The following is a 3220-nucleotide window of genomic DNA, read 5'->3' on the forward strand; positions in this document are numbered from 1 at the left end:
TGATTTAATAGCCGAAGACGATACCAAGTCCCCTGATAACGTAAAGGGCCTACTGATAATTAATCCTCAACGCAACATAGAGCCTAGCAAAAGGGAGCCGATACATGCCAATCAAATAAGTTATGCAACAAAAGATGGTATATTAATAATAACGACTTTAGAATTACTAAAATTATATCAAGCGTATGCTAAAGATGGAACTGTTAGTAATGCGTGCTTCGACACATTTAAAAACAACGTCGGAGAGTTTAAATTTGAAGAAAGCTCGAACTAAATTTTAATAAAAAGAGCGATGGGCTCGCAGCTCGAAAAGCTGGCGCAATAGAGAAAAACTTTAAAATAGCCGTATCGCGTTACTCCAGCCCTAAAAACGCGCCGTCTTCAAATCCAAAATAGATCTTCTCGCCCGCGCTCCAGCGCCGCTCATCCTGCGCCGTGACGCATTTTAGCAACACGTCGCCCGCCTTGATCTTGATGAGCAGCGAGGAGCCGTACTGAAGCGAAACCGAGTGCAAAATCCCCGCGAAGCAGCGCTCAAACGGGCTTTGGGATAATAAAATTTTACTCGGATTTATCGCGATTTTGCGAGCGCGTGCGAGTCCCTCTTCAAGGCGCAGCGAAATTTCATCCGAAAATTTTAAAATCCCGTTTTGCACGTCAAAGATATTTTTGTATTCAAACTCGCATATCTTGCCGCGATGCAAAAATACGCTTCTTTGCGCGATCGCGCTGAGCCATTTCTCGTCGTGGCTGGCGATGATAAAGCCGCAGCCGTAGCGGCTTCGCATAAATAAAATCGCGCGCGCAAAGAGCTTGGAGGCGGCAAGATCGAGGCTGTTGGTCGGCTCGTCGAGCAGATAGAGCTTCGCGCGCTGCGCCAGAGCGAGCGCAAACGCGATGCGCTGCGTCTGCCCCGAGCTAAGCTCGAAATGCTTCTTCGATAAAAAACTTCTATCAAGTCCCGTTAGGCCGAGCGCTTCGTCCACCCGCTCGTCAAATTCCGTAAGCGCGCCGCGACTTTTGAGCGCAAATTTAAAATTTTGCTCCACGCTGCGTTTTAAAAGCACGGGCTCGGGCAGCAGCAAGCAGGTCTGTCGCAGCGTCTGCAAAGAGGGCGCCCGCTGCCCCCAAAGCTCCACGCTGCCGCCGCTTGGACGCTGCAAAAAGGATAAAATCCGCAGCAGCGTGGATTTGCCGCTGCCGTTGGAGCCCAAAAGCGCCGTGATGCCGCTCGTATTTAGATCGAGACTGGGGATATTTAAAATTTCGCTCCGTTCGTAGTGCAGCACTAGATCCCGTACCGAAATCAGCTCGCTATTAGGTACAGATCGCGCGGCGGAGGAATTCTTATTTGCAAAATTCTTTCTCGCAGAATTCTCACTCGCGGAAATTTTGTTTGTAGAATTTTTATCCGCGAAATTTGCGCTAATGGAATTCTCGGTCGCAGAATTTTTACTCTTATAATTTGCCGCAGTGGAATTTTTATTCGCAGAATTCTCGGCGGCGAAATTTACGCGCGTAGAATTTATGTCCGTAGAATTCTCGGGGGCGGAATTTGCGTCCGTGAAATTTTCGCTCTCCCGCTCCGCCCGGTTTTTGTCCGTGAAATTTTTACTCGGACGCTTTAGCTTATCTGCACTCATCGATCCAGCCTTTTTAGCGCGTGGATGGCTAAATTTACCGCAAACGCTATTAAAATCAGCACCAGCGCGAGCGCTATACCCATCGCAAACTCGCCTTTGTTGGTCTCAAGCGAGATCGCCGTGGTGATCGTACGGGTGAAATATTTGATATTGCCGCCGATCATCATCGCTACGCCCACCTCGGCGACGATCCGCCCGTAAGCGGTGGCGATGACGACGAGTAGGGCGTAGCGCAGCTCGTAAAGCACGCAAAGGATTAAATTTAGCGGGCTTAGGCGGTAGTTCATAATGTTTAGATAGTGCTTCTTATCCATATTTTCGATGACGCTGGCGCTTAGCGAGATGATGATGGGAAGCGCCAGCACAAACTGCCCGAGCATCACGGCTTTGAGCGTAAAAAGCAGCCCCAGCTCGCCCAGAGGGCCGTTTCTGGAGATGAAAGCGTAAAGGATCAGTCCTATCGCTACCGTGGGCATCGCAAGCGCTACGTCGCTTAAAAGCCTAAGCACTCTGCGAGCGCGAAATTCGTAAAATCCGAGGATAAATCCTATCGGAAAGCCGATTAAAATCGCAAAAAGTATCGAGATGCTCGAAGTATAAAGCGTCGCCTTAATCGCCGAAAAGGTCTCCGCGTCGCCGCTAAGAAGCAGCCCGAATGCGCTTAAAATTCCTTCTAAAATAAAGTCCAAGATTGTGTCCTAAATGTTCTATTCTGGCAAATTTATATGCTATAATAGCATATTTTTTAAAGGAGATAACATGAAAAAAATATTTTTTGTTTCGCTCGCTCTTAGTGCGAGCCTTTTTGCCGCCGATAACGATTTGGTGATGGCAACTACAACGAGCACCGATAATACGGGCTTATTAGACGCTATCCATCCTGTGTATAAAGCGGAAACCGGCGTCGATGTCAAATGGACGGCGGTAGGTACGGGTGCTGCTCTAAAGCTTGGCGAGAACTGCGATGCGGACATACTTTTCGTGCATTCGCCGAAGGTCGAGAAAGAATTTGTAGAAAAAGGCTTCGGCGTTGATCGCACGCCCGTGATGTATAATGATTTTATCCTCATCGCCGATAAATCGATCGCGCCTAAATTTAAAGGCAAGGACCTTAAAGGCTCGTTTGAGCTAATCAAGGCGGAGAAGATTAAATTTTTCTCTCGCGGCGATAAATCCGGTACTGATAACAAAGAGAAAGGTATTTGGAAAAAGGTCGATGGCGCCGTGCCTGAAAACGAGGCATGGTATAACCAGACCGGTCAAGGTATGATCGCTACGATCAACGCAGCCGCCGAGCAAAAGGGCGTGACCTTCACCGATCGCGGCACCTACATCAAATACGAGGACAATAAAAAAGGCAATCCCGATATGGTTATCATCAACGAAGGCGATAACGATCTGAAGAATTTTTACTCCGTAATCGCGGTCAATCCGAAGCACTGCCCAAAAGCCGACTATGAAAACGCGCAGCGCTTCATCAAATGGATCACTAGCGAGAAGGGGCAGAAGTTCGTAGGCGATTTCAAGCTGCTAAATAAGCCGCTTTTCACCCCTGATGCGAATACTCGCAAGAATTA

The 3220-nt window shown here is 48.2% G+C and carries 4 protein-coding genes; 2 read left to right on the plus strand and 2 right to left on the minus strand.

The window, feature by feature from the left end:
* The coding region (locus Q0236_RS10115) for a hypothetical protein (protein ID WP_297917390.1) at positions 1–274 on the plus strand (274 nt) is incomplete at its 5' end.
* Positions 275–353: 79 nt separating this feature from the next.
* Here Q0236_RS10115 and tupC read toward each other — a convergent pair.
* Both tupC and tupB read right to left on the minus strand, forming a co-directional pair.
* On the minus strand, positions 354–1643 hold the full coding sequence (gene tupC / locus Q0236_RS10120; RefSeq protein WP_297917391.1) for a tungstate ABC transporter ATP-binding protein TupC: 1290 nt from the start codon (positions 1641–1643) through the stop codon (positions 354–356).
* On the minus strand, positions 1640–2332 hold the full coding sequence (gene tupB / locus Q0236_RS10125) for a tungstate ABC transporter permease TupB (protein ID WP_297917392.1): 693 nt from the start codon (positions 2330–2332) through the stop codon (positions 1640–1642). Before tupB ends, tupC begins: the two co-directional genes overlap by 4 nt.
* Before the next feature lie 70 nt (positions 2333–2402).
* Here tupB and tupA point away from each other — a divergent pair.
* Positions 2403–3220, plus strand: an 818-nt coding sequence (tupA, locus tag Q0236_RS10130) for a tungstate ABC transporter substrate-binding protein TupA (RefSeq protein WP_297917393.1), incomplete at its 3' end; no start/stop codon positions are given.

Origin of the sequence: uncultured Campylobacter sp., assembly GCF_938031315.1 — a bacterium.
GTDB lineage: Bacteria > Campylobacterota > Campylobacteria > Campylobacterales > Campylobacteraceae > Campylobacter_B.